The organism is Colwellia sp. BRX8-9, from assembly GCF_014077245.1.
Classification (GTDB): Bacteria; Pseudomonadota; Gammaproteobacteria; order Enterobacterales; family Alteromonadaceae; genus Colwellia_A.
This window is the reverse complement of sequence record NZ_JACGVN010000066.1, coordinates 1-360: the sequence shown is the minus strand read 5'-3', so window position 1 is coordinate 360 and position 360 is coordinate 1. Positions and strand designations below refer to the sequence as shown.

The window sequence follows — 360 nt, the reverse complement described above, 5'->3', positions numbered from 1 at the left end:
AGCCTAGCAATGTCCTACTCTCACATGGGAACTCCCACACTACCATCGGCGCTACTGCGTTTCACTTCTGAGTTCGGAATGGGATCAGGTGGTGCCACAGTGCTATTGTCGCTAGACAAAAAGGTTACAATCTTGAAAGCTGTTGCTCGTTAGAGCTATAAATATAAAAGCGTTTTCTTATTCAATTCATTACAGTGCGTGAAGTTATTCTGTCAGTCTTTTACAAACACTTCGTAGTAAAACTACTTGGGTGTTGTATGGTTAAGCCTCACGGGCAATTAGTATCAGTTAGCTCAAGACCTCGCAGTCCTTACACACCTGACCTATCAACGTTGTAGTCTCCAACGACCCTTTAGGGAG

The 360-nt window shown here is 43.9% G+C and carries 2 rRNA genes; both read right to left on the bottom strand.

What is annotated here, in order from left to right:
- Nucleotide 1: 1 nt before the first annotated feature.
- Nucleotides 2–116: ribosomal RNA gene (rrf, locus tag H4J70_RS21080) — 5S ribosomal RNA — on the bottom strand.
- A gap of 141 nt (nucleotides 117–257) precedes the next feature.
- Nucleotides 258–360 (bottom strand): 23S ribosomal RNA (locus H4J70_RS21075); the annotation flags it as partial.